The 25065-nt window shown below is 39.9% G+C and carries 27 protein-coding genes; 8 read left to right on the top strand and 19 right to left on the bottom strand.

Translation table 11 applies throughout. The features are described 5' to 3' along the window. Positions 1–198: 198 nt before the first annotated feature. Positions 199–690, top strand: a complete 492-nt coding sequence (locus tag IGJ44_RS02670) for a PH domain-containing protein (protein ID WP_074536589.1) — start codon at positions 199–201, stop codon at positions 688–690. Then, positions 680–2146: a PH domain-containing protein gene (locus IGJ44_RS02665; RefSeq protein ID WP_167827332.1), complete on the top strand. Its 1467-nt coding sequence runs from the start codon at positions 680–682 to the stop codon at positions 2144–2146. Before IGJ44_RS02670 ends, IGJ44_RS02665 begins: the two co-directional genes overlap by 11 nt. 114 nt (positions 2147–2260) lie before the next feature. On the opposite strand, the gene IGJ44_RS02660 is transcribed toward IGJ44_RS02665, so the two are convergent. The 8 genes from IGJ44_RS02660 to IGJ44_RS02625 form a co-directional block, all read right to left on the bottom strand. Next, positions 2261–3223, bottom strand: a complete 963-nt coding sequence (locus IGJ44_RS02660; RefSeq protein WP_430606075.1) for a transketolase family protein — start codon at positions 3221–3223, stop codon at positions 2261–2263. Positions 3224–3226: 3 nt separating this feature from the next. Further along, positions 3227–4084 carry a transketolase gene (locus IGJ44_RS02655; protein WP_074536592.1) on the bottom strand — a complete coding sequence of 286 codons (858 nt, stop codon included), beginning with the start codon at positions 4082–4084 and terminating at the stop codon, positions 3227–3229. A 22-nt stretch (positions 4085–4106) separates the two neighbouring features. Then, complete coding sequence (locus tag IGJ44_RS02650) at positions 4107–5471, bottom strand: PTS ascorbate transporter subunit IIC (protein ID WP_005232062.1); 1365 nt, start codon at positions 5469–5471, stop codon at positions 4107–4109. A gap of 16 nt (positions 5472–5487) precedes the next feature. Continuing rightward, entirely contained in the window at positions 5488–5769 is a 282-nt protein-coding gene (locus IGJ44_RS02645; RefSeq protein WP_005227537.1) for a PTS sugar transporter subunit IIB, read from the bottom strand. After that, the gene (locus tag IGJ44_RS02640; RefSeq protein WP_074536593.1) at positions 5766–7805 is read right to left on the bottom strand and encodes a BglG family transcription antiterminator; all 2040 of its coding nucleotides are present in this window, start codon (positions 7803–7805) and stop codon (positions 5766–5768) included. The genes IGJ44_RS02645 and IGJ44_RS02640 overlap by 4 nt, the downstream gene beginning before the upstream one ends. Before the next feature lie 363 nt (positions 7806–8168). Continuing rightward, the gene (locus IGJ44_RS02635; protein ID WP_005227532.1) at positions 8169–9431 is read right to left on the bottom strand and encodes a PTS sugar transporter subunit IIC; all 1263 of its coding nucleotides are present in this window, start codon (positions 9429–9431) and stop codon (positions 8169–8171) included. A 14-nt stretch (positions 9432–9445) separates the two neighbouring features. Next, entirely contained in the window at positions 9446–10171 is a 726-nt protein-coding gene (locus IGJ44_RS02630; protein WP_074536596.1) for a glucosamine-6-phosphate deaminase, read from the bottom strand. 2 nt (positions 10172–10173) lie between these two features. Next, positions 10174–11499: a 6-phospho-beta-glucosidase gene (locus IGJ44_RS02625; RefSeq protein WP_074536597.1), complete on the bottom strand. Its 1326-nt coding sequence runs from the start codon at positions 11497–11499 to the stop codon at positions 10174–10176. Between the two features lie 145 nt (positions 11500–11644). Here IGJ44_RS02625 and IGJ44_RS02620 point away from each other — a divergent pair, with 145 nt between their 5' ends. Beyond that, positions 11645–12397: a MurR/RpiR family transcriptional regulator gene (locus tag IGJ44_RS02620; protein WP_074536598.1), complete on the top strand. Its 753-nt coding sequence runs from the start codon at positions 11645–11647 to the stop codon at positions 12395–12397. A 190-nt stretch (positions 12398–12587) separates the two neighbouring features. Here IGJ44_RS02620 and IGJ44_RS02615 read toward each other — a convergent pair whose 3' ends face one another. Continuing rightward, complete coding sequence (locus IGJ44_RS02615; protein WP_074536599.1) at positions 12588–13916, bottom strand: PTS sugar transporter subunit IIC; 1329 nt, start codon at positions 13914–13916, stop codon at positions 12588–12590. Between the two features lie 144 nt (positions 13917–14060). Then, entirely contained in the window at positions 14061–14774 is a 714-nt protein-coding gene (locus IGJ44_RS02610) for a GntR family transcriptional regulator (protein ID WP_005227520.1), read from the bottom strand. A gap of 168 nt (positions 14775–14942) precedes the next feature. Between IGJ44_RS02610 and IGJ44_RS02605 the strand changes: the two genes are divergently transcribed. Next, positions 14943–16367 carry a glycoside hydrolase family 1 protein gene (locus IGJ44_RS02605; RefSeq protein WP_074536600.1) on the top strand — a complete coding sequence of 475 codons (1425 nt, stop codon included), beginning with the start codon at positions 14943–14945 and terminating at the stop codon, positions 16365–16367. Between the two features lie 519 nt (positions 16368–16886). On the opposite strand, the gene IGJ44_RS02600 is transcribed toward IGJ44_RS02605, so the two are convergent. Then, positions 16887–16991, bottom strand: a complete 105-nt coding sequence (locus IGJ44_RS02600; protein WP_017144486.1) for a putative holin-like toxin — start codon at positions 16989–16991, stop codon at positions 16887–16889. Positions 16992–17358: 367 nt separating this feature from the next. Between IGJ44_RS02600 and IGJ44_RS02595 the strand changes: the two genes are divergently transcribed. Genes IGJ44_RS02595 through IGJ44_RS02585 form a run of 3 tightly spaced genes read left to right on the top strand, consistent with a single transcriptional unit; the run spans position 17359 to position 18605 of the window. Beyond that, positions 17359–17661 (top strand): AraC family ligand binding domain-containing protein, encoded by a 303-nt coding sequence (locus tag IGJ44_RS02595; protein WP_240934952.1) that lies wholly within the window; start codon positions 17359–17361, stop codon positions 17659–17661. Positions 17662–17704: 43 nt separating this feature from the next. Next, on the top strand, positions 17705–18193 hold the full coding sequence (locus tag IGJ44_RS02590; protein ID WP_254777470.1) for a helix-turn-helix domain-containing protein: 489 nt from the start codon (positions 17705–17707) through the stop codon (positions 18191–18193). Then, positions 18186–18605 carry a DUF2000 domain-containing protein gene (locus tag IGJ44_RS02585; protein ID WP_005232083.1) on the top strand — a complete coding sequence of 140 codons (420 nt, stop codon included), beginning with the start codon at positions 18186–18188 and terminating at the stop codon, positions 18603–18605. Before IGJ44_RS02590 ends, IGJ44_RS02585 begins: the two co-directional genes overlap by 8 nt. Positions 18606–18798: 193 nt before the next feature. Here the strand turns inward: IGJ44_RS02585 and IGJ44_RS02580 are convergent, their stop codons facing one another. The 3 genes from IGJ44_RS02580 to IGJ44_RS02570 all read right to left on the bottom strand — a co-directional run bounded on the left by IGJ44_RS02580 (position 18799) and on the right by IGJ44_RS02570 (position 21290). Next, entirely contained in the window at positions 18799–19341 is a 543-nt protein-coding gene (locus tag IGJ44_RS02580; protein ID WP_074536602.1) for a DUF3267 domain-containing protein, read from the bottom strand. A gap of 58 nt (positions 19342–19399) precedes the next feature. Further along, on the bottom strand, positions 19400–19717 hold the full coding sequence (locus IGJ44_RS02575; RefSeq protein ID WP_086339094.1) for a hypothetical protein: 318 nt from the start codon (positions 19715–19717) through the stop codon (positions 19400–19402). 448 nt (positions 19718–20165) lie between these two features. Beyond that, positions 20166–21290 (bottom strand): GGDEF domain-containing protein, encoded by a 1125-nt coding sequence (locus IGJ44_RS02570; protein WP_228074223.1) that lies wholly within the window; start codon positions 21288–21290, stop codon positions 20166–20168. A gap of 133 nt (positions 21291–21423) precedes the next feature. Between IGJ44_RS02570 and IGJ44_RS02565 the strand changes: the two genes are divergently transcribed. Beyond that, entirely contained in the window at positions 21424–22167 is a 744-nt protein-coding gene (locus tag IGJ44_RS02565; protein ID WP_167827331.1) for an EAL domain-containing protein, read from the top strand. Positions 22168–22539: 372 nt separating this feature from the next. Here the strand turns inward: IGJ44_RS02565 and IGJ44_RS02560 are convergent, their stop codons facing one another. The 5 genes from IGJ44_RS02560 to IGJ44_RS02540 all read right to left on the bottom strand — a co-directional run bounded on the left by IGJ44_RS02560 (position 22540) and on the right by IGJ44_RS02540 (position 25051). Continuing rightward, the gene (locus IGJ44_RS02560; protein WP_016609683.1) at positions 22540–22887 is read right to left on the bottom strand and encodes a DUF7006 family protein; all 348 of its coding nucleotides are present in this window, start codon (positions 22885–22887) and stop codon (positions 22540–22542) included. 124 nt (positions 22888–23011) lie between these two features. Beyond that, positions 23012–23407: a hypothetical protein gene (locus IGJ44_RS02555; RefSeq protein ID WP_115231767.1), complete on the bottom strand. Its 396-nt coding sequence runs from the start codon at positions 23405–23407 to the stop codon at positions 23012–23014. A 172-nt stretch (positions 23408–23579) separates the two neighbouring features. Next, positions 23580–23909, bottom strand: a complete 330-nt coding sequence (locus IGJ44_RS02550; RefSeq protein WP_016609681.1) for an LPXTG cell wall anchor domain-containing protein — start codon at positions 23907–23909, stop codon at positions 23580–23582. Between the two features lie 34 nt (positions 23910–23943). Next, a complete protein-coding gene (locus tag IGJ44_RS02545; protein WP_167827330.1) occupies positions 23944–24507 on the bottom strand; it encodes a hypothetical protein in 564 nt (187 codons plus the stop codon). A gap of 25 nt (positions 24508–24532) precedes the next feature. Next, entirely contained in the window at positions 24533–25051 is a 519-nt protein-coding gene (locus IGJ44_RS02540) for a hypothetical protein (protein ID WP_034871937.1), read from the bottom strand. Positions 25052–25065: the final 14 nt, after the last annotated feature.

Here is a 25065-nt window from a genome sequence, read left to right as displayed (position 1 = left end):
TAGGACCGTCATCTAAGACGGTTTTTTTTTAGGTTACTAGACGACAGTTCTTCCTTGTTTTATAAGAAGATTTCTCACATATCTTTTTGCAATCGAGCCAGCTGTCCTTACTGAATTCTCCCTTGCCTCTTGTTTTTCTTACACTGCACCATTATATTTATACTTATTAGTCATTTTTTTATAGAAAGGACGTTTCCCTTGAATTATCCCTTATTAAATGAACAAATGCCTCAGACCATCATCCGTGTTTGGCGGTTGCGGACAATTACTTCACTGATCATTCTCAGTTTACTTTTCGCTGCTTCTTTTTGGTTTTTATCCATGCAAAACTGGCTTCATTTCTGGGTGTTCGCCCTTTGGTCAAGCCTATTGGCACTGACTTTGATCAGTCATCTGCTTTCTTTTGTGCTGATGAGCTACCGTTACAAATTCCATCGCTACGAGATCCAAGAAAAGGATATCGCTATTCAACGTGGCTATCTATTCCGCAGCACCACGTATATTCCGATCCGTCGAATCCAGCACATCGAAACAGACCAAGGGATCTTTTTGCGAAAATACGCTTTAGTCTCCTTACAGATCCATACGGCTGCCACCAACCACACCATTGAAGGCTTGCCAGTGGCGCAAGCCGAACGCTTGCGAGAAACCATCATGAATTTAGTCGAGGTGGTCAAAGATGATCTATGAAAAACAACGACTGCCGTTGCTGTGTATCGGTCTTTATTGGTTCAAAAATTGCAAAAATTTTCTGGTACTAGCATTTCTGCTTGTATTCAAATTATTCAACGACGCCCCTTCTTTTCCGATGATTCTGGGCGGCATTCTGCTATTTTTACTGGTCTGTCTGATTTTTGCGGTACTGTCTTACGCCCGCTTTACCTTTCAAATCGATCAAACGAGTGTACTAGTCAACAAAGGACTCTTTATCCAAAAACAAACGATTTTGCCATTTGAACGCATCCAAACGATTCAAGAGAATCATTACTTTTATTTACGTCCGTTTAAACTAGCTGAAGTGAAGTTGGAAAGCGCCGCAAGTTCGAGTGGCGAAGCCGAAATTCTTTTCCCTGCATTGCCGCTGGCTCTCATTGCCTCCATCGAAGCGTCAAAAAAGGCGGCTGCGACACCACAACAGCCGACTGCCCAAACAACTAGTAGAGAAGAACCAACCGACGATTATGCTGCATTTTCAGCTGAGAAGTCAGCCAAGCCGCCGCTAGAAACATTCACTTTGAAATTCAAGGAGATTTTCTTGTTTTCTCTCACTGATTTTTCTGTTTTCACCTTGGTTCTAGTCATCGGCTACAACGTGATCGACAACATTCCCAATCTCTTTGCCTATGCATCGGAATTGCAGCAACTTGGCCTTTTATTAGGTGCTGCACTTTTACTCGGGCTGCTGATTTTGTTTTTCTTCCTTGCGATCGCCAGGAATCTTTTCCGTTATTATGGCTTTACGGTGGAAACGAACCAACAACAGCTGCTGATCACGCAGGGCTTGTTTTCTAAACGACACCAAACGATTCCCCTCGCTAGGATCCAAGGGCTGAGTGTCGAACAAAACCTTTATCGAAGAATCTTTCATCTAAGCTCCGTCAAATTACTGCTGGCTGCTGGCAGTTCGTCAGAAAGCGATGATACGGTCTATCTGTTCCCCATTTTGAAAGAGGCGCAGCTGACCGAAACATTGACCCGCTTTTTACCCGAATGGTCGTTTCAACAAACCGCTCTAGTGAAAAATCCACGACCCAACTTTTGGTACTTCTGCCGTTGGCAGCTGCTGATCGGACTGCTTGCTGTAGGAATCTCTGCCTTCTTTTTCTGGTGGTTAGCGCTGATTTTCTTCGTGTTCTTTGGCTCCTTCGTGTTATCAAGCATCTGGCGAGGCAAAATACAAGGCTATCAATTTTTAGATAACCACGTATTGTTGTGCCAAACGATCCGCGGTCTTACGAAGGTGACCGCTTATCTGAAGAAAAATAAAATCCAAGATTTCACTGTCACCACCACGCATTGGCAGCACAAAAGAGGGCTTGGCAAGTCACAGCTAACCATCAAAACCGAAGATACTCTCACCGAAAGTAAGCTGTTCTATTTTCCATTAACCGAAGCAGAAAACTTACGGCGCTGGTTTTTGTCTTAGTTCATAAAAAAGCGTCAAACAGCAGGACTGACACGCTGTTTGACGCTTTTTATACAAGATCTGAAAGGAATGAAAAGGAAGCATCAACCATTGATTCGCTGATGCTTCCTTTTTCTATCCCTTGACCTTCCACTCGACTATTTGCTGCTTGATTGAAGCAGCATCTAAGCCATATTCTTTTTGCAAAAAATCGGGTGTGCCGACTTGACCGAATCGTTCGTTGACACCAATACGTTTTAAGGGGACAGCACTGCCTGTTTCAGCAAGCACTTCGGCGACGGCACTTCCTAGTCCACCGGTAATAGAATGATTTTCGATGGTGATGACTTGCCGTTTCCCCTGAACTTCGCGGAGGATCAATTCTTTATCGATTGGTTTGATGATAAACATGTCGATCACTTCGCAGCTAATTCCTATTTCTGCTAATTCTTCTGCCACTTGCAGTGTTTCAGAAACCAATTGTCCGCTAGCAATCAACAACAGTTCATCGCCTGGTCTTAAAATATTGCCTTTTCCTAGTTCAAAGGTCGAGCCTTTTTCATAAATCATCGGAACCGCTTTCCGATTGCCTCGTACGTAATGAATGCCTGATAATTGGCTAAAGGTTTTTATGATCCACGCCATTTGGACTTCATCCGCTGCATCGCAGACGACCGATTGGGGAATCATTCGCATCAAAGCCACATCTTCCCATGTCGTATGGGTGCCGCCGTTTTGCCCGACTGCAAACCCTGGATCAGAACCGTAAATATTGATCGTATTGCCGCCATAGCCGCCAGAAATAAACAGCTGATCGAATACCCGACGCGTTGCAAATGGCCCAAAGGTGTGGATAAAAGGTGTATAACCAGTTAAACTCAAGCCAGCCGCGACACCAACCATATTGGCTTCCGCGATCCCCATGTTGATAAAGCGTTGGGGATGTTTGTTGGCAATCGTGGTCCAGCCGCTGGCAGAACCAAGGTCGGCATCTAACGCAACTAGCTGGTTATTTTCATCCATGAGTTCCACCAATGTGTCAACGACACAAGTACGCAGCTCTTTACCAGCAGCAGTGGTTTTGCTTAATGTAAACATGCCTTAGCGTCCTCCTTCGATTTTTATCGTCAATTCTTTGATTGCCGCTTCTGCCGCTTGATTGATCTCATCCGTGGTAAACTTCACGGAGTGATTGGCATCTAGTTCTTCAAAGAAAGGAACGCCTTGTCCTTTCACGCTGTCCAAGACAATGCAAACCGCTTGGTCTTCGATTGCTTTGCAGCGCTCGATTGCCTCATCAATGGCTTGCATGTCTGCCCCTGGAACTTTTTCTGTATAAAAGCCAAAAGCAGTCATCTTCTGCTGGATGTCAAAGGGATCAAGAATGTCTTTGGTTGGCCCATCTAGCTGTTTTTTGTTGTCATCAATAATGACGATACAGTGATTCAGTTTAAAGTGGGCAATGTATTGGAAGGCTTCCCAGCACTGTCCTTCATTTAGTTCGCCATCTCCAACGATCAAATAAACAAAATTGTCCTTGCCTGCCAAGCGCAGGCCTGTCGCGATCCCAGCAGCCATGGAAGTCCCCTGTCCCAGTGAACCTGTGGTGGCATCAACCCCTGGCGTTTTCCAGCGATCCGGATGGGAAGGCAGTCTCGTGCCGCCCTCATTGATCGTCCATAACCACGACCGATCAAAATAGCCCGTATTTGCTAATGCACTATACAAGGCGGCGCCAGCATGCCCTTTTGACAAGACGAGTCGGTCACGATCCGCCCACTGTGGATCTTGTGGATTGATTCGCAGCTGTTTGCCGTACAAAACGGCCAATAATTCAACAATTGAAAAGGAGCCGCCCAGATGGCCTTGTCCCATTTTCTTGATGCTGCAAAGGGTATCTAAACGAATCTTTGCCGCTAATTCTTCAAGCCCGTGGTATTTTTGTTCACTGATTGCCACTATTTATCCCTCCATCCTCTATTTATTCAGAAACAGATTTTGCCCGACTGTTTTTCTTGAAAATCGTCAATCCGATCAAGACCGCGACTACCGCAATTATCCCTGAGAAGATGGCGATTTGACCGCCCATATTGGCTAGGTTTCCTAGGAAGATCCCTGCAACCCCATAGTCGGTATCAGAGAAAGTTGATCCTTGGAACCCAAGATCCCCCATGACTGGCATCAACAAGATCGGCATAAAGCTGATAATGATCCCATGAATAAAGGACCCAATGACGGCGCCTCGCACACCACCCGTTGCATTGCCGTAAACACCTGCCGTTGCGCCACAGAAGAAATGGGGTACGACCCCTGGAATAATAACGGTTGTTCCTGTGAAGACCATGATGATCAAACTAACGATCCCACCGACAAAACTGGTTAGAAAACCAATCAGAACAGCATTTGGCGCATAAGGAAAGACGATTGGACAATCCAATGCAGGAATCGCATTAGGAACAAGCTTTTCAGAAATCCCTTTAAAGGCTGGTACGATTTCTGCCAAAATCAAACGGACACCAGCTAAAATCACAAAGACACCAGCGGCAAACGAACCTGCTTGCTGCAACGAATAAATGATCGAGTTCGTGCCATTGCTAAGATTTTCCGTAATAAATTCACTCCCAGCAAAAATTGCTACGATCACGTATACAACCGCCATCGTAATCGTGATACTAACAGTAGAATCCCGCAAGAAAGACAAGCCTTTCGGAAAATTGATGTCTTCGGTAGATTTTTCCTTATTGCCGACGTATTTCCCAATCAACCCGCTCAATGCGTAGCCGAAGTTCCCCGTATGCCCCAATGCGACGGAATCATTTTTAGTAATTTCTCGGGTAAACGGCTGTGCGATCGCTGGGAAAATCGTGTTACAGATCCCTAACGCTAAGCCCCCAAATAAAACTAGATTAAAAGTATTCATTCCAGTAACGCTCAAAATCACCGCAATCATGCAAGCCATATACAACGTGGCATGCCCAGTCAAATAAATGTATTTAAAGCGAGTGATACGGGCAATCAAAATATTGAAGGCCATTCCTGCTAACATAATAAGTGCGGTATAGGTGCCGTAAGTCGTCAACGCTAACGCAACGATCGCTTCGTTATTTGGTACGACCCCTTGCATGTTAAAGGCTGCTTGGAACATCTCCCCAAATGGCGCCAGAGAGCTTTCGATCACCCCAGCCCCGGCAGTGACCACGAGAAACCCAACAAAGGTTTTGATCCCCCCTTTGACGATCGTGGCAATGTCTTTTTTTTGCAGCACATTCCCCAAAACGGCGATCAGCGCAACTAAGATCGCTGGGGTACTCGCGATATCAACAAGAATATCTAAAAATTCGTTCATGACTGTCTACTCCTTTTTATAGTAATCCTTTTTCCTGACAAACGGCTTGAACCTTTTGCTTCAATTCATCGAGATCGATAATACTGTCTAACACTACGATCTCACCTAGATGCTGCGCACTATCGGCTAAATCGCCGCCAACGAAGAAAACATCCGCCATATCGGGTGCAGCACTTCCTAAATCATAATGGGACACTTCCACGCCTGAGACACCCAGTTCATTTAAAACAGAATTGATATTCATCTCCACCATAAAACTTGATCCTAATCCTGACCCACACACTGCTGCAAATTTCATTTTTCATCTTCTCCTTCTCTAATCACTTCAATTATTTGATCCGCATTGGTTGCGGAAAGTAACGCAGTTAGTTTTTCATTATTCGACAAAATTTTAGTTAAACTCGCTAACGCTTTTAGATGGAGTTCATTGTCAACCGCCGCCAAACATATAAACACGTGAATGGGGTGTTGCGGATCATCATTCAAAAGCACTGGTTCTTTGACTTTTAATAACGACATCCCGATGGCATTGACCCCATCTTCTGGACGTGCATGAGGCAAAGCGATGCCTTTTCCAATATGGATAAAAGGACCGTGATCCACCACTTTATTGATCATGGCGGTAATATACTGCTCCTCAATTTTATTGGTCTTTTTTAATGGCGCAGCAGCTTCTCGAATGGCTTCTTGCCAAGTCAGCGGCACCTCGGTAAATTGGATGGTTTCTGCTGTTAATAAATCTGATAACATCGGACGTTGGTCTTCCCTTCTATTCAATTCTCGATTGATTTTTCTTTGCAAAATTTTTCTCAGCTTTTGCTTACTGATTCCTGCTTTTAAATCAACATAGGGCAAAATCACTTCTAACACATCGTCAATGGAATGCAAGCCAGTTTTTGAAGGGAAAAATGCCGCTTGTACGTTTTTAACCAGTTCATCCTTCTCAATTGGTGTCATAATCGGATTGATCACATAACAGGGTCGTTTGGTTTTGATCGGCGCACTGGAAAAAATCAGATCAATCTCTTCATTAAACCGAACATTTTCATACTCTTCGATCGAACGAGCCGGCAAAAAATGGATCTGGGGAAACAGTTCCTTTAATTCTGATTCCAAAATCAAGGATGAACTGATGCCACTGGGACAAACGACTAATGCATTCAGTTGGAAGTAATCACGTTTGGCCTTTTGTTTACTGATTTCTCCACCAAACAAAATCGTAAAATAACCGATTTCTTCATCAGGGATCGTGCCGACTAGGTCTTCTAAGGAACCCAGTGCTCGTCTCGTCAGTTCAAACAGCTCATTGTATTGCAGCTTGATTTCTTCAATCAGTACATTCTCCAGTGGAAAACCGTAGCGGATTCGAAAATACGCTGGGACAAGATGATAGAATGTGTTCATCAAAAGGGTGCGATAGTCCACAAACTCGATAGCTGCCAGCCGTTCCATTTCATGAATGATCTTACTGGCACATTCCAATAAAAACTCTAATGAAGTATCTTCGATATCTCCTTGCAGAATCGTTTTCAACAGGATCGTTACATAAAGTTCTTCTGTTTTCCGATCTTTGATGTCAGGAAATTCTGCTAAAAACTGCTGACTGACTTGATGGACATGCAGCGACTGGAGCAGCGGTATTTCTGTCTCCGCTAAAGAAACAGCCGTTTCTGCCATCCGAAAGGATAGATAATTAAGAAAATAAAGCATTTCTTCGAAGCGACTCGGAACGATCACCAGATTGAAATCAGTCAGTGTTGCGGACAAACGATCTCTGATTTGAACATAGATCGTTTTATCCTGCTCATAGATTCCCTCAAATAAAAGCAAATTCCCATTTTTCGTATTGGATAACGCACTGACTTTTCGAAAAGCAAGAGCGCGAATCTGATATTCCTCTCCCTCTAGATAAAAGCCATATTTTCGAGAGTACAATAGTTGAATCTTTAAAGCTGCAAGTTCCTCTCTGATCCCCTTTAAATCTTTCAAAATCGTATTTTTACTGACATAGAACAGCTCTTGAAACTGATAGACGGATAAGTCTTTCACTGCTGAAAAAGTCAGAAGATAAATCATGGACCGCCGCTCTTCTTCCGAAAAAAACAACGTATTCTTCTGGATATCGAAAAGAATTTCCGGCCACTTTCGTTGAATCAGTGAAGGAATCAAAACTTCTCCCTCATGAATCATGATTCGTTGATTCAACCGCTGTTCAGTGATTTGATTGATTTTGGCAATCTCAGCCAAAAATTCCTCATCCCTCCACTTCGTCAAATCAAGAAACGCCTCAACATTTGGTTCTGAAAAAAGATACGTCAATTTGAAATGAATCATATTTGCTACCCCCACCTAAACTATAGCTTGCACAAAATGAAATCGCCATCATTTCTCGGTACAACTGAAACTTCGTTTTTTTTTAACGATGGACCGAAGAGGTGATTTCAAGGATTACCATAACATCCAATATAGTATCCGAGAAGGTTTTGTTGATAGAAACAAATGGATAAAAAATACAACATTAAAAAAAGCGAATCATTTACTGATTCGCTTAGATACTGATGCTATTTGTTGTTTTATTATTGAAACTATCAGAATCATTAAAAGCAATCGTCATTTTTCCAATATACTTTTTTAAAGTTATTTTCTGATACCTAAAAGACTTATCTTAATGAATGATGGAAAATAAGCTTTTTCTATCTACTCACTTATACTAACAGGAATCGTTGTTTCCGTTTCCTGTGTCTTTGCGGCTTCGTTTTTTACTTGCTGCTTTTCCAATATTTTGAAAAATGGCATATAAATAAAATATGAGATAGCAATTGATACAACAGACCAAACAGCTGCTCCAATACTACCATTAGTAGCTAAATAAGGACCAATAATAGGAGGAATAGTCCATGGAACTTGAATAACAATCGGTCCTACTATACCAATATTCATTAGGATATACGTACCGATACATAGGACCATAGGCGTTGCTATAAAGGGAATAAGCATTACAGGATTCATCACAATAGGCAAACCAAAAATAACCGGTTCATTGATACAAAAAATAGCTGACGGCAATGATAATCGTCCAATCGACTTATACATCTTACTTCTGGAATGGAGCATATTTAACACTAGACCTAGTGTTGCGCCAGTTCCGCCTAAACACATAAAGACAATCCAAAATCCATCGGCAAAAACATGAGGAACTTCTACACCACTTTGAAAAGCTGCCGTATTATCAGCAAGATAACTTAGGAAAACAGGGGTCGCAATTCCAGACAAAACATTGTCTCCGTGGATTCCACATATCCATAGCAAACAAACGAGAAGTGTGTATAGCAGCATGCCTGGGAGTGTTCCCATCCCTTGCATTAAAGGTTGGAAAACAATAGTAATGATTTCATTGATATCAACCCCTAATAAAGTTCTGACGATCCATATAACGGTCAGAATAAATGCTCCTGGGATTAACGTTGCAAAAGAAGTTGCTACAGTGGGCGGCACACCTTCTGGCATTTTTATTACAATATTATGAGTGACAAACCATTTAAAAGCATGAGTGACAAATACCCCAACAATGATCGCGGTAAACATACCACTAGCACCAAAATTAGCCAAATTTATCGTCCAGTCATCGTTTAATGTTGCTAGAAGAAAGCCGATAGTTGTGAGCATCGAATTAGAAATAGCATCAACACCAAACTCTTTTCCTAAATGATAGCCTATGCCAATTGCAGATATCAGTCCAAGGATTCCGAACGTAACATTGACTGGTGCATTCAACTGCGGCCCCCAATTTGACACAAAATCCATCCATGACTGTATTGGAAAGTTACCAATGATTAGGAAGATACTTCCAACAATAGTAAAAGGAATCGTCATGGAAATCCCATTTCTTATAGCAACTAAGTGTTTACTATTGCCTATTTTCAGCAATATAGGCAATACCTTGTTCTCAATGACCTGCATCGTTTTTCCTCCTTTTAGTTCACGACTTCCTTATCAACCACCAACACAGGATCTTTGTGCAACCATAGAGAAGTAACTGGACACTCTTTTGTAATCGTACCGCTTAGAAATTGTTGTATCGCAGACTTCTTTTTTGCTCCACTAGCTTGTACGATCATTGTTCCAGATTGTAATAATTGTCCTATCCCTAACGTAATTCCTTTCGTACGATCAACTTTCTCGTCTGAAAAATATTTTTTCCCAACACTTTGGGTTGATTCGTCTAAGTTCACTATATGAGCTTTATCTTCGAAGGACGAACCAGGCTCATTAAAACCTAAGTGACCATTTACTCCAACCCCAAGCAAACTCAGTGTTAATCCTCCATTCTCCTCGATAAATTTATCAGCTTTTTTGCATTCCTCATTTAAATCATCGGCTAAAGGATCAAATGTGTGAAGTTGCTTTAGGTCAATAGGAACCCGATTGAATAAGTTTCTTTTCAAATAGGATAGACAACTGCCTTCATTTTTCGGATCGATTCCAACCCATTCATCTAGTTCAATAAACTTTGCCTGGGATAAATCTATTTCTTTATTGATTGCTGCTTCTGCAATGATGTTAAGCGTTCCTACGGGTGTATCACCACCTGCAAAGCAATATAACCCATCTGGCTTTTCTTTCAAGACATCTAAAATGAGTTTTGCACAGATCTTACTGACTTCCTGGTAATTTGCCTCAACATAGTATTTTATATTCATTGTCATTCTCCTTTAAAAAAATTCGGCAGATATTCTTTGTGTGCCAAAAGCATTTCATCAAGTAGTTGCTTTGCTGTCCTATCACTTGGAACTAAGGGATTGATCGTCATCGCTAATAAAGCAGTGTTATAGTCTCCCGTAACAGCTGCTTGGGCCGCTATACGTTCAAAAGACTTAATTTGTTGAACTAGCCCTTTGATAGGAATAGGTAATTCACCTGTAGTCAAAGGGATCGGTCCTTGTTTTGTAATCAAACAATTTACTTCAACCGCTGAATCACAATCGATATCACTGATGGCTCCATTATTTCTTGTATTGACCGTTTGAATATCACGTTTGTCATTATAGATGGAATTAATTAAATTACATGCTGCTTCACTATAATAAGCGCCCCCACGTTCTGATAATTGAGGTGGTTTGATTGCTAGATGTTCATCTTTATAAAGTTCAAACAATTCATGTTCGATTTTCTGCACAACTTCTGCACGAGTTCCTTCTTTTTCTGCTGATTGTTTTTGCTCAGACAACATAGTGGCTGTTTGATAGTAATACCTTAAATAGCCGATGGGAATCATGCCAAGTGTTCGGAAAAAATCTGGTTCCCATTCTAAATCAGCAATGTTTTTCAGACCAACTGCATCACCAGCATCTTGCGTCATCAATGTAAGTACTTTTTGGGTCACATCAATCCCTTTATGATAAATCTTTTTCGCAAAAACCATATGATTTAGTCCAGTAAATTCAACATATAATTCTTCTTTGGGTACTTTTAATGTTTCTGCAATGCCACGTTCTATTCCAATTGGTCCATTACACAAACCTACTACTCTACGCATATTGCTATGGCGTAAGACAGCTTCTGTCACCATGCCAGCTGGATTAGTAAAGTTGATCAGCCATGCTTCTGGGCAAAGACGCTCCATGTCTTTCACTATTTCTAAGATAACGGGAATCGTGCGTAATCCTTTAAAAAGCCCTCCTGGACCATTCGTTTCTTGTCCAATCGTGTCATATGTTAAAGGGATTCTCTCGTCTTTCGCTCGCGCTTCCAAAAGACCTACACGAAATTGGGTCGTAACGAAGTCCGCATCCTTTAATGCCGCTTCACGATCAAGAGTCATATAAATTTTCATTGGAAGTTCCGCTTTTTTTACCATACGTTTAGCAAGTTCCCCAACAATTTCTAATTTCTCTCTTCCTTGTTCAATATCCACAAGCCATAATTCTGAAATCGGTAATTCAGCATATCGTTTAATAAATCCTTCTATCAATTCTGGTGTATAACTTGATCCACCGCCAATTGTTGCAATTTTTATTCCTTTATCCATCCTGAAACACTCCTTTAACTTAACTACATGGTCAGTATAGATTATTTTTATCTCCATAAATACCGCCTTTAAGTAAACGGTTACAAAAACAAACGATTGACACCGGTTACACTCCTGTTACAATTTGTAACAGGAGGGGATTACTATGTTGTTTCTTGACTATCAACCAGACTTAAATGAAACGGATATTGAAGTATATAAAGCAATAATTTCAGACGTAAATGCAGTTGCTTCCATGAGTATTCGTGAATTAGCTGAGAAAAGTCATACGAGTACTGCCAGCGTACTACGCTTTTGTAAAAAATTTCGCTGTACCGGTTTTTCTGAATTTAAAATTTACCTCAGTGCGTATCTCGAATCTCTTAAAGAAGAAAAAGAGGTAAAAACACTTGATTTTGAGAGTGAACTCTTGAATTTTTTAGTACGGACACAAGATAAATTCTTTGAAGATAAATTTGATGAGGCAGTTCACTTATTGATGGAAAAAGAGCTGATTATTTTTATTGGCGTAGGCTCCTCAAATGTTGTTGCTGAATATGGTTCTCTTTATTTCTCGTCACTATTTAACATGGCGATTCGCATTGAAGATCCTAGTAATTACCCTATTAATTACCTATCCACTGAGTTAGCAAAAAAAATGTGTATCGTCGCTTTATCCGTTTCGGGCGAGACCACAGAAATCATTCAATATTTAAATCATTTGAATCTATCAGAAAGCTCAGTAATAGGAATTACCAGCAGCTCTAATTCAACACTTTCTAAATTAGCTGATATTGCAATAACCTATAATATTTCACTAGAAAAAATTAATGAAGCTGATATTACAACACAGATACCGGCAATGTACATTATTGAAAAGTTAGCGAAAACCGTGAGAAATAGAATGGAAACTCAATAGATTTATAAAAAAATTCTTCAGGTAATTCTTTCCCTCTATTCACAAGTTCACCGATCGATATATCCACAAAAAAAAGAGACTCACATGTATCTATGTGGTCTCTTTTTGATATATAGATTTGTTCAATTTATTTGTTTCTCTTACCTTTGGTTTGAGAAGACTTCAAAAAATCTTGTGAAGTTTCCTCTTCTCAATCATTTGCCTCTTCATTCCCTATTGTTGAGGTAACTTTTTCATCGATACGTAAAAATGGTAAATAGATAAAAACACTCACAGCAATGATCGCAATTTGCAAGACTGATGCTCGCCAATCGCCACCAGTTGCTAAAAATCCAGATATGACAGGAGGAGTGGTCCAAGGTATCTGCACGACAACATGATTGATTAAACCAACAGCTGTTGCAAAATATGCAACTGTTAGGGAAAAAATCGGCGCCAATACAAATGGAATAATCAAACTAATATTGAAAACAATTGGTAAACCAAAAATGATCGGTTCACTGATATTAAATAGTGCAGGAGTTACGGATAATTTTGCAAAGTCTTTGTAGTCTTTACGACGACTAAAGATAAAAATAGCAATTAGCAAAGCAATAGTATTTCCTGATCCTCCCATAACAGCAAACGTATCTTTAAATGCCATGTTTATGATATGTGGAATATCTTCCCTATTCGCATAAGCAGCCATATTCTCTTGCATATTTTGAATTAAGAACGGATCGAGAAGTGAACCTGATATCACTGCTTGATGAATTCCAAACCCGAAAAATAGATTTGCAATTGAGGTAATTAAGAGGAACCCTGGTAAACCTGTCGTTACCCTACTTAAAGGTCCAGTGATTAGAGTAGTAATCAACGAATTAACATCCATATTGAATAATTGATTGACAGCAAATGAACCAATTGCGAAGGTAGTCACGGTAATCATGATTGGAATAAGGACGTTAAATGACTTCAACACAGCTGGTGGGATATTTCCTGACAACTGAATTTGTAACTTTTTGTTATTTGATAACTTAATAAAGAGTTCCGTAGCAGCTAAGCCCACAAAAATTCCAACGAACATTCCTGACGCACCAGTATGAGTGACAGGAATAACCCCACCTACCTCCAGCGCTTCTTGACTTCCTTCTGGTGTAAACATCGTCATCATAGGGGTGAGAACAATAAACGTTGAAATAGCGACTAGAACAGCAGCAATATGATTTGTATAATTTCTGCTAACACACATATGATAAGAAACTGCCGCAACAACTAATAGCGTCGTTATACTTAGCGTTCCATTACTGATGGAAGTCCCGATTTCTTGAATCGTCGTTAATGTTGCTGGATCAATGATATTTCCCATAAATCCTGTTGGCTCTAAAATAACATAGTTGATCAATGTAACAAATCCCGCCAACATCATAAAAGGCATAAAAGTGGCGAAAGCATCCCTTAGTGTTCGAAGATGAATCTGGTTCCCTAGCCTTGTGGCTATTACTCCGAACTTTTCAAAAATAGCATCTTTTTTACTCATAATCCCGATCAGTCTCCTTTTTTAGTTGTAAGCGATTGCTTATGGGATGATCATACACCAGCTTTTTAAAAAAGTAAATATCTTTATTTAAAATTATATATCTTTTTCAAAAGTCAAAAAAAGACCAACGAAATTCGTTGGTCTTCACTTCTCAACAAAAACTGCTTCAAAAATAAAATCTTTGTATAAATGTCTCGAAAGAGAATATTCAAACGGTACACCAGATGACAATGACACCACTTTGTCTACCTCTATCATAAACTCGCCTGGTTTTACAGAAAGAATTTCCGCATCGAAGTCATTTGCCACATCACCTTTGATCCAAATATGGGAAGATTTAATCTCTAGACCAAGCTCATTTGTAATGTAGCCATATACAGAACGTTTCAAATGCTTTGGTTCTAACCCCGGTATAACAGAAAGTGGCATAAACGTTTGCTCAATAGAATACGGTTGTTCATCAATAAAACGACTTCTAATAATATTATAGACATACTCTTTTTGATTTATTTCTAAAATTTCTGCCACTTCATTCGATGGCAACTCAATTGAGAACGTATGGATTTCAGAAGTCACATGTTCTTCCCCTACTAAATCAAAAAGACCTTCATTTGGTCCAAACACTTTCGAATTATCAATTGGTCTGCGTAGAACTTCCGTTCCGAATCCACTACGTGTTCGTAAAACTCCCTCTGATACTAGCATATCAATACCTTTCTTCACAGTGAGCTTACTTGTTTGATACTCATGCGCAAGTTCATCGCCTGTAGGTAATTTTTCGCCGATTTGATAGGTTCCATTGGCAATTTTTTTCTTTACCTCCGTATAAACCTCCATATATTTTGGCTGTTTCTTCATAACTTACTCCCTCATACTCATCTCTATTACTTATACTTTAACATAAAAAATTGTCTTTTTACAGCTAAAAACATACCCATCACGAAAAGATATATATTTTTAATAAAAAGTATTTATTTATACTAAAAGCAATGTTACACTATTAAAAACGAACAGGAGGAAACGATAATGTCAAGACAAACTCAGTTAACATTTCCAGATGACTTTTGGTGGGGCTCCGCTTGGTCAGCAGAACAATCTGAAGGGCGTGGAGAAACAGGAAAAGCAGAGACCGTATGGGATCGGTGGTTTCACGAAGAACCTCATCGTTTTTATAAACGAATTGGACCTAGTATTACGACAGACCATATCCATCGTTACCACGAAGATATTCAATTGATGAAACAAACGGGGCACAATTCATTTCGTGTGTCTATCTCATGGGCACGAATGTTTCCAAATGATGGGGTTGGTAAACCAAACGAGAAAGCGATAGCCTATTATCGAGATCTTTTTACCGAAATGAAAAATAATAATATCAAAGTTTTTGCGAATCTCTATCATTTTGATATGCCCGCAAAATTACAAGATAAAGGGGGATGGGAATCACGTGAAGTTGTTGATGCTTATGTAAATTTTGCTGATACCTGTTTTCTAGCGTTTGGCGACTTAGTTTATCATTGGTTCACCTTTAACGAACCTTTGGGGCCAATCTTGGGCTCTTATTTAGAAGATTTTCACTATCCAAATCTCATTGATTTTAAGCGTGGTGCTCAAGCAGCGTTCTTTACCATATTAGCTCATGCAAAAGCCATTCAAACTTTTAAAAAATACCAGCTATCTAGCAAAATCGGAGTAATTCTCAATTTGAGTCCGACTTTCCCAAGAAGCCAAAATTCAGCAGATAAAAAAGCAGCAGAAATTGCGGATCTTTTTTATACTCGTAGTTTCTTAGATCCCATGGTCAAAGGAGTATTTCCAGAAAAACTAGTCTCGTTGCTGGAGGAATACGACCAATTACCCGTTGATTTCAATGACACAGACCTAAAAATTATTGAAGAGAATACCGCACAGATACTTGGTCTAAACTACTATGAACCACGCCGTGTCAAAGCAAGAACTTCTGCCGTTAATCTAGAAAGTCCATTCTTACCAGAATGGTTCTTTGAACCGCATATTATGCCTGGCCGTCGAATGAATGAATATCGTGGATGGGAAATCTATGAAAAAGGAATTTATGATTTATGTATGGACATCAAAAATAACTACGGAAATATTGAATCCTTTATCTCAGAAAACGGTATGGGTGTTGCTAATGAAGAACGGTTCATGGATGAAAATGGACAGGTGATTGATGACTATCGCATTGAATTTATCCAAGACCATCTCGCCTATTTATGGAAAGCAATTCAAGATGGCTGTAATATAAAAGGATACCATCTATGGACATTCATTGATTGTTGGTCATGGATCAATGCATATAAAAACCGCTACGGCTTAGTTTCTTTAGATTTAGCCACACAGAAACGTACAATAAAGAAAAGCGGCTTGTTTTACAAGGAACTAAGTAAGCAAAACGGTTTTTCCTACGATCTCGAGCGACTGGTAGATTAGCATTCACGAATATGATTGATAGTGATCTGTATAGAAGAAACCTGTTGCCACAACTCCTCTTTCGCACCTTCTAAGAAGGCGACAGGGTTTTATTAGTAAAAAAATAACCGTTTCCCTGCTAAAGTCGACGGTTATTTTTTTGTCATATTTCACTGTGGCTAGGATACGAAAGAGCAGCATGGCAATAAATGTACCAGAATTTATCTGGAACTTATTAGCCGCTAGTTTCGATAATAATGCTTCCCTTTTCTTTAAACATTGCATTCGTTTTTAGTTGTTCGAACACTTTTCCAATATGACTACATCGAACACCTTATTTCAATTGAGAATAAGGTTTTGCCTATGTCGCTTATCGATTTTGTTTGAGAATATCCTTGTTAAAAGTTGAAAAATCACTCTCTTCTTGCTATACTAACTATGTAAAGAGGAGTTGTTGCCACAACCCCTCTGCAGCGCCATTTAAGACGGCGACAGGTTTTTTAACTTAAAAGATAACCGTTTCCCTGTTAAAGTCGACGGTTATTTTTTTTTGTCATTTTTCACTGCGGCTAGGATACCAAAGATCAGCATGGCGGTAAATGTACCAAAACTGATCATTAGCCCGATTGCTTCCGCTGTGGACAAAAAGGCTTCTCCTTTCTGAAGAGTTAGTACTTACATTCATAAGCACCACCACCTTTCAAAGATAGCCACCGTCACAAACTTTACTGCAGTCAAATGGTACCATACTTCCATCAATAAAACTTTCAAATGCCAAGGATTTATCATTATTTTTTCACGGCGCATGGTCCATCTGCTGTGATTCATTCCATAAATTCGTCAAAATAACCCGCTGTTCTCTCTTCAAGCCTGATCCACTCTTTTCCGACCTTCTCCAGCCCCTTTTCTCAGTCCCAACCAAGTGTCTTCCATCAAGAAAAATAGTCAAAAGTCAATATCATTCTATTCACCAAAAACCACTTTTGTTATAGTAACAAAAAGGAGAATGCAGATGAGAAATGAACGAAAAATCATTCAAGATAGCATCCTTGGTGTAGAAGCTTTATTATTTAACGGCATCCAGCAGGAGTTTCCTAACCATTGGCACGAATATTATGTGATTGGCTTGATGGAAGCTGGGACGCGTCAATTCACCTGTCAAAATACCTGCTATATCGTTGAAGCAGGCGACTTGATTTTGATTCCGCCAAAGGCTGCCCACCGCTGCCAGCAACTCACGGAGGAGAAGCTGGTTTACCGTAATATCCACTTAACCCCGGAGAACATGGCGGTACAAGTACAAAAAAATTTTTAACACTCAATTGACGCCCCACTTTCCTGAACCGGTCATTCGCCAAGTGAAAGAAAAAGAGGAATTTCATGCAGTTCATCAGCTGCTGCTGTCGGATCGCGGTGATGAGTTTGAAAAGCAAGAACGCTTTACTTGTCTGCTTCACGACCTGCTTGTTCAGTATGCGGATTTCACCCACGAACAAACGGACCCGGTGTCAAATAAAGCCGCAACGGCAAAAGCCTATATCGATCAACATTATGCCGAAAAATTGTCCTTGAGTGAATTAAGTGACGTTCTTGGAATGAATCAGTACGTCTTGATTCGGCAGTTTACCAAAGCGTATGGGCTGTCGCCGTTTCAATATTTAAGTACGGTGCGCATCAGTGCTGCCAAGAAAAGACTAGAAGCACAAGAAGCAATTGCAGAAGTCGCTTTTCTGACAGGTTTTAGTGACCAAAGTCATTTTACCCGTATCTTTAAAAGCTTGATTGGGGTCACCCCGAAAGCTTACCAAACAATTTACCAAGAAGATGGAGTGAGAACGTATGAATAACCAAGAAAAATGTGTCATGATTATCGATGAACAATTACCGATTGGCTTAGTTGCAAATACTGCAGCAATTTTAGGCGCAACCTTAGGCAAATTGTTTCCCGAAGGAATCGGAGAGGATATTTACGATTCGACGGGCAGAAAACACCTTGGCATTGTCAACTTTCCCATTCCTATCTTAAAAACGAACAAGGAACAGTTGCAGACCATTCGTGAATCGATCAGTCAACAAGCAGATCCAGAAGTAACCATCATTGATTTTTCCGACGTTGCTCAGACCACCAATTCTTATGAGCAATACCGCCAGACGCTTGAGACGATTCCCACAGAAACACTGGCTTATTTTGGTCTTTGTTTAAAAGGCAAGAAAAAGAGTATCAATAAAGTCGCTGGCAGCTTACCGTTGTATCGGTAAAGCGCTAATAAGAAAACGGTCGTTTAAAACAAGTTGTCTTTTTGTCGGCCGAACAGTCTTCTTGCTATATACGTTTTTTATAAACAGTCCTATAAAAAAACAAACACTTTTGAGGTGTTTGTTTTTTTGTAAGAGATTTTCTAGCATACATTTTCTTGCTCTTTGATTTTGACAAGATCAATTGAAAAATAAACTACTCTCCTTGATAAATATTCAGCCCCACTTCAGTATCTTCTACACAACTGTTCGCTGGTGCTTTAACAATCAGAAAAAGAAAGTAAAAGTCTCCCACACAAGCAGCGGCATGTGCGGCAGCAATCAAGGTAAAAAGAGATACCGTCAACCAGCCAAATAAATAAAATAGAAAGAGACCCACAGAAATGCCAAGGAATGGCGCCAATAAAATGATGGCAAATTTCCCTTTTGAATAAAAGGAATGGGGACTCGTGGCATATGCTACGCCATTTTTGAACCCAAACTTTACCTTCCCTTTAGGGTCAAAAAGCTTGAAGAAGGCACCATGGATCAATTCATGAATAATGATGAGAATAAAATATGCAACCATTAAGATCAAAAGATCGAAAATAAACGAAGTTTCAGCATTTGACCCATGACCACCTAAGACAAAGAGTGTAAAGAACACATAGAAAAAAATAAAACTAGGAATCGCCGCGAGATTCAATCTCTTTATTGTTTTTTTATCATCCATCAAATTGATTTGTTTGAGTAATTTCATCGCTGTTCTCCTCTTCTTTTTGTCATTCTTCTTAGTACATGATTTCTATGAATTCCCTTTACCCAACCAATAAGAGCAGCAAACACAAAACCAGTGCCGTTAAAACGAAGAGGAAATTGATCATCTCTGGCGCACTTTCAAACCTTCTCTTTAATGGCGGAGGACGAAAACTTGGATTCATGCTTTTCGTTTGGTAGTCCACGCTGCTTGATAAAAAGCTGTCGGAAGGGATCATAAACACTAAAAGAACGCCATAAATAATGGAGGCAGGAATCAGGAGTGAGCATTTGGCTAGGTAGCCAATCAGTAGACTCACGATCAAAGGAATAGCTACGTACAAAACACTTTGGTACAGTATTCGCCGAATTGGTTTCATGGGGAAGTCTCCTTAGTCAGTAATCGTTACGCACAGGTACAAAATAATTTTATTTACTTATCAAATAAATATACCATTGCTTTTAAAGACTGTAAACACGCCAGAAAACCAAGTCGATGCTGCCAAGCGCGACTGCCCAATGCTTGGTGCAAAAAAAGAAGTGGTTTCTTCCCACTTCTTAAAAAGCACTCTACTTGTTTTTTCCCTTCAATTAACCTCTCAAGATAATCGGTAAACCGTTATACTTACCAGATTGCTTCCTCTCTTCCTTTTGAAAAAGCTACGACGCTGGACAAAGAAGCCTGCGAACCTTGTCTCTTTATTAAAACTTCTTCTGAAAAATATTCGTCTAAAAAAATCATACGACCTTGTCTTTCCTTTTGGTTTCCTACAACACCCGATCTACTTGAGAAAAGACTGCGAAACCTTCTTTAGAAAAGCAAACGTCTCAAGAAAAAATAATCGTGCGGTTTCTGCCCTTCCTTTTGGCTTCGTACAATGCTTGATCTGCTTGGTAAAAGGTTTCTGAAATGTCTAACGCAGAGGCTGCTTCTGAAATCCCTGCCGAAAAGTAAAGGGTCAGTTGGGCGGTTTCTAATTTCAACTGTTCATTGCTTAAAAACAAATGGAATTCTTCAATAATTTTTTTCACAGCATCAGAAGTATTCTCTTTAAATAGGACTAAAAATTCTTCGCCGCCATATCGATAGACTTCGACTAAATGGGAAGGACTTTTCTGGTAGAGAAACGTCATCAGTTTTTCCGAAAAGAAGGATAGGGCTTGATTGCCGATTTGATGTCCATGGTGATCATTGATGCGCTTAAAATGATCTAAATCCATCATCACCACGACGAGCTGGTCCTTCTCAAGTAGCGCCAGCTTTGAAATATCCTCGTTCAGACTGCGGAAATTTTTCACCTTGGTCAACTCATCATAATTGCGTTCAATGATTTTTGTGTTAATTTTTTCCAGGAAATTTTTTTGATTCTGCAAATAATACTTCCATAAAGAAACGATCCCCACAGATCCAATGCCTAAAGACACTACATCCCAAACGCTAATTTCGCGGCGATAAAAAAGCAAGGCGTTGAGCATCGGCGAGACAACCGTAACGAAAATCGAAAATAGGTAAAATGCTGTGTGATTTGGTTGTCCATAAAATCTTTTCTTTAATAAGCCCGTAACGATTAAAATGATATAATTTAATCCGATAATAAAGAGCATGGCTTCCCATTCAAATTTATTGATCAATGCAAAAAAGGTCAGCAAAATGACGGGTACTAACCCAACCAGATAGATTTTTTCTTTGAGAATGCCAAAATAATAAATAAAGATTGGAATCGTATATTCATACGCAACATAACCGATACTGTTCAAAGAAAATGATATAATAAAGTAGACTTGCGAAATAAACAAAACAATACCAATAAGAATTTTAAACGACAGGCGTAAATTCAATTCTTTGAAGTTCTTGATAAACAAATCATACGAAATGAGCAAGCTCACGACTAACACAGAATAGATCGCAGCATAAATCAGATGGACAAACACACTACTCCTTCTTTCTTTCATAGATTTTTCTTTAAAATCGTTCGCCCATGATTTTGAAAGGCTCGATTCTTTAACGATGCAGCGCACGAAATAAGCTTTTTTCCTGCACTTCATGAAACCAAAAATAAAGCGACCCAGAAAGGAGCAGAAACCAATGTCTGAGAAAATAGAACAAGAACTCTTATCGATATTTCCCCAATTATATTTTGATGCCCAGCCTATCTTTCAAATGAAAGCAGATAGTCAGAAAGTGATTGGCTACGAATTATTATTGAGAAGTACCGAAAGAAATAGGTTTCCCCTTTCCTTCTTCCAGCAAGTGATCAAATACAAAAAATTACATACTCGTTTACTGCAGTGGTATCGAAATGAAATTTTCAGCTTGCTTCATCCGAACGAAGAAACAAAAATCAGTCTCAATATCCACCCGCAACAACTCAGCTACCCAGAAACCTTTTTGATGTTAGCTGATTTAGCTCCCTACCATGATCGTATTTTGATTGAGATCACCGAAGACGATACAGAACCTTCTATCGCTTGTGATCCCAAGTCCTTTCTTATGAACAAAATCAACCAAATAAAAAAGATGCACTTCTCTGTCGCATTGGATGATGTAGGGACAGGCATTCATTCACTGACAAATATTGCACCGATGCTGGATAAAATCGATGTGATCAAGTTTTCGCCTATCTCGTTGCGAGTGCTTTCCCAAAAGGAAATTTTCTTTTTGATCGACTTCTGGCGAAATATCGCCAGCAATCGTAAAATCCAATTTATTGTCGAAGGGGTCGAAACCTCGGATATCCATGAGTACCTGCTTGAAGAAGAGATTTTTCTTCAACAAGGGTTTTATTTGGACAAACCTGCCCCAGCTGATCAATTAAAGCGAAAAAAATAGTCCTCGCATCGTTTATTTTTCTCATTATACGCGATCAAAAATAAACGATTATTAAAAAAATGAACAGATGCCCTTCAAATATAACACAAATAATTTTATTTGCAGAATTTTTGCTGATTCGGCATCGTTTTAACGGTAATTTCACATGAGAGAAAGTAGAAATCAAAGAAAAGACCTTTTTTTGATAGGTGAATAGACAAAAAGCATTCAAGAAGTCAATTCCTGAATGCTTTTTGTCTATTCACTCTTTTTTCGATACACCCCTTCTATTTCAATCGCTCACCTTCCCTAATTGCAAAAGTATTAAAAATAGTCATCACTTCTTACCTACTCGTCTTGCTAGAAGTGATTCCTACCATTCCCCTCTTTGATTCATCTCACATTGAAAACCAGAGAATGTTTCGCTTTTGTTCCTAGATTGTAACCACACAGTTCTTTTAGATAAAAGCGGTAATCATTTTCAACGATTCGAATGATCTCATTGTCGGAAAAATCGTCGAATCGCATCATTTCTGTGACTAAGACCAGTTTGGCGTCGATGCCCAGAATATCTGGGGTGATCGCCCAAAATGTTTCTGGTGAAATGGCTGCTACCAATTCATCAAGGAGTGCCAATTGCTTTTCAACATACGCTGCTAAAGCGCCATTGGCGCGGTGTGACTCCGCAAATTTCTTTTGAAATCCATCAAGGTATTCTGTTTTTGAAGTAAATACCGTCATGCTTTTTTACTCCTTTCTTTGAGGGGAACAAGCCCCGTTATTTTCTTCCTAAAGCTCAGCTTGTTCTTCTAGTTATTCATTCACTATTTTTTCTAGCTGCTGAAAAATCACCCAGGTACAGGCGTCAATGCAGAATATCCAGCAATCCTCTGACCAACTGCTTGTAATGCTCTTTTTGATCTTTTGCTCCATTTTCTGCCTTGATTGACAGACTTTGCTCAATGGCTGCTTGAGGAATCAGCAGATGGGTGTTTAAGCTTGAGATAAAGGAAACACTTTCTTCCAATAATTGATACTCTTTTTGCAGGTTGCTGGGTAATTTATATTTACGTAAAGGAAATAAATAGCGAGCACTGGCTTTTATTTCTTCTATACGATCGTTTTCTAGTAAGTAACGCATGGTATCGAGTTGCTTTCCTTGGTGATACGGGCAAGTATCTGCACTCAGCAGATGGGTATAGTACCCGATGTATTCACTATTTATGATGGTTCTTTCAAACGCTTCTTTCTTGATTTTCATCTTCTGTATCCTTCTTTCAAAACTATCACTGACCTCACTTATGCAGCGTTTGTGGTATCACTAAGTACTGTTTCTTCTTTTGGTCCATTTTTTGTTAAATCTTTCATCAAAAAAAGAGAAACTGCAAGTTTTCCCCACAGTTTCTCCTATACGCTTCTAGCGATGCCTATAGTTAAGGAGCGACGCTTTCACCGTGTTTCTTTTTTCTTGTTACTGCGACGACAAACAGTACTAGGAGTGTATACCCAAGAATGATCAAACTGCTTGTGTTTGATGAACCTGTTTGTGGTAATTTTCCTTGTCCGATTTGAGAACCATCTGCTACGATCGTTTTCTTATTGTCATCGTCTGCTTCTTCCTCTTGCGTCACCGTTTCACCGATTCGACCGGTCACAGAGACTTGCCCTGTCGTCGCCTCTGCGACGCTGGTTTCCGATAGATCCCAGACAGTCAGAGTCAGTAACACAGCGACGAAAAGAACGATTCGTTTTCGTTTTTTCATACGATAGATCCCTTCTTTACTGGGATTTCAATTCTTAGTCTTCCTCTACATCCGGCGCAAAGCTCAAGACCAATTTGAAACTTGGATTTGATTCTTCTGATGCATCGGTCGGTGTTGCTTCACCAGTGAACGCAAACGTGCCTTCATTCGTACCTTGGTTGCCTTCAAGGGTAAATAATTCTGTTTCTGCTACGGTTGGTGTGCCGTTTTCAAACAACTCAATCCCGTTTACGTTTAACAAGTCTACTTCAGACATATTCAATGGTGTATCAACACCTGCAACAGAAGCGATCACACCAACTGCTGAGTTATTTGTCACAGTGTACGTAGGCGAAACGATCTCTGTATGACTTGACGCTTCTGTCGTATAGAACAAAGCAGTCGTTGGAATCGTTACATTGATCCATTGGTTCAAATCATCAGGATTTGGTCCAGGAGTTGTATTATCGAATTCACCGATGATCCCGTTTACTTGGACATCTCCTGACGTATCGCCTTCACGTCCGTCAATGGTTTGTGTCGCAAAAGCGGTGGTGCCGCTTGCGATTACTCCTGCGATCGTTGCTGTACTTAGAATAGCTGCTACAAATTTTTTCATTTTTATTTCCTCACTTTTCCTTTTTTTAATTCTTAACGATAATCGTTAATTCAGCTTCAGTGACCCCTTGTTTTTCTTTGCTTTCAGGGTCGTAAATATTGATGGTGGCTTTGGCAGGATACTCGCCTTTTGCCAATGGTGTCGCTAAGGCGACATTTTCAACAAATTGATTTGGATAGATCGCACCGGATGAATAGATGACTTCCCCGCTCGACAGTAAAGAGATGTCCACGGCGATTGGGTACACATTGGTGCCTGGATTAACGATCTCGATGGATCCCGTGCTTTGACCATCTTCAAAAATGGCTTCTGGATTGATTTGCAGGGTGAAATAATTCGCATCTGCAATTTCCTGCGCCCGTTCAGATAATCGCTGATCGGTGGCATCGCCAGATTCAGGCAAAAGGTCTGCACTGATCAACGGAACCGCTTCTTTTGATTGATAGAAATAGTACCCGAGTCCACCGGCAAGTACGGCCAATAGCAACAACCACCAGAGCCATTTCCGTCGTTTTTTGTTTTCGGTTTGATTCGTTTGCTCCAATGGATTCACCTCCT

The sequence above is a fragment of the Enterococcus sp. DIV1368d genome (genome assembly GCF_050542975.1).
GTDB classification, from domain to species: Bacteria; Bacillota; Bacilli; order Lactobacillales; family Enterococcaceae; genus Enterococcus_D; species Enterococcus_D casseliflavus.
Note: the sequence above shows the minus strand (reverse complement) of the source record. Positions and strands in the feature narration are given on the sequence as shown.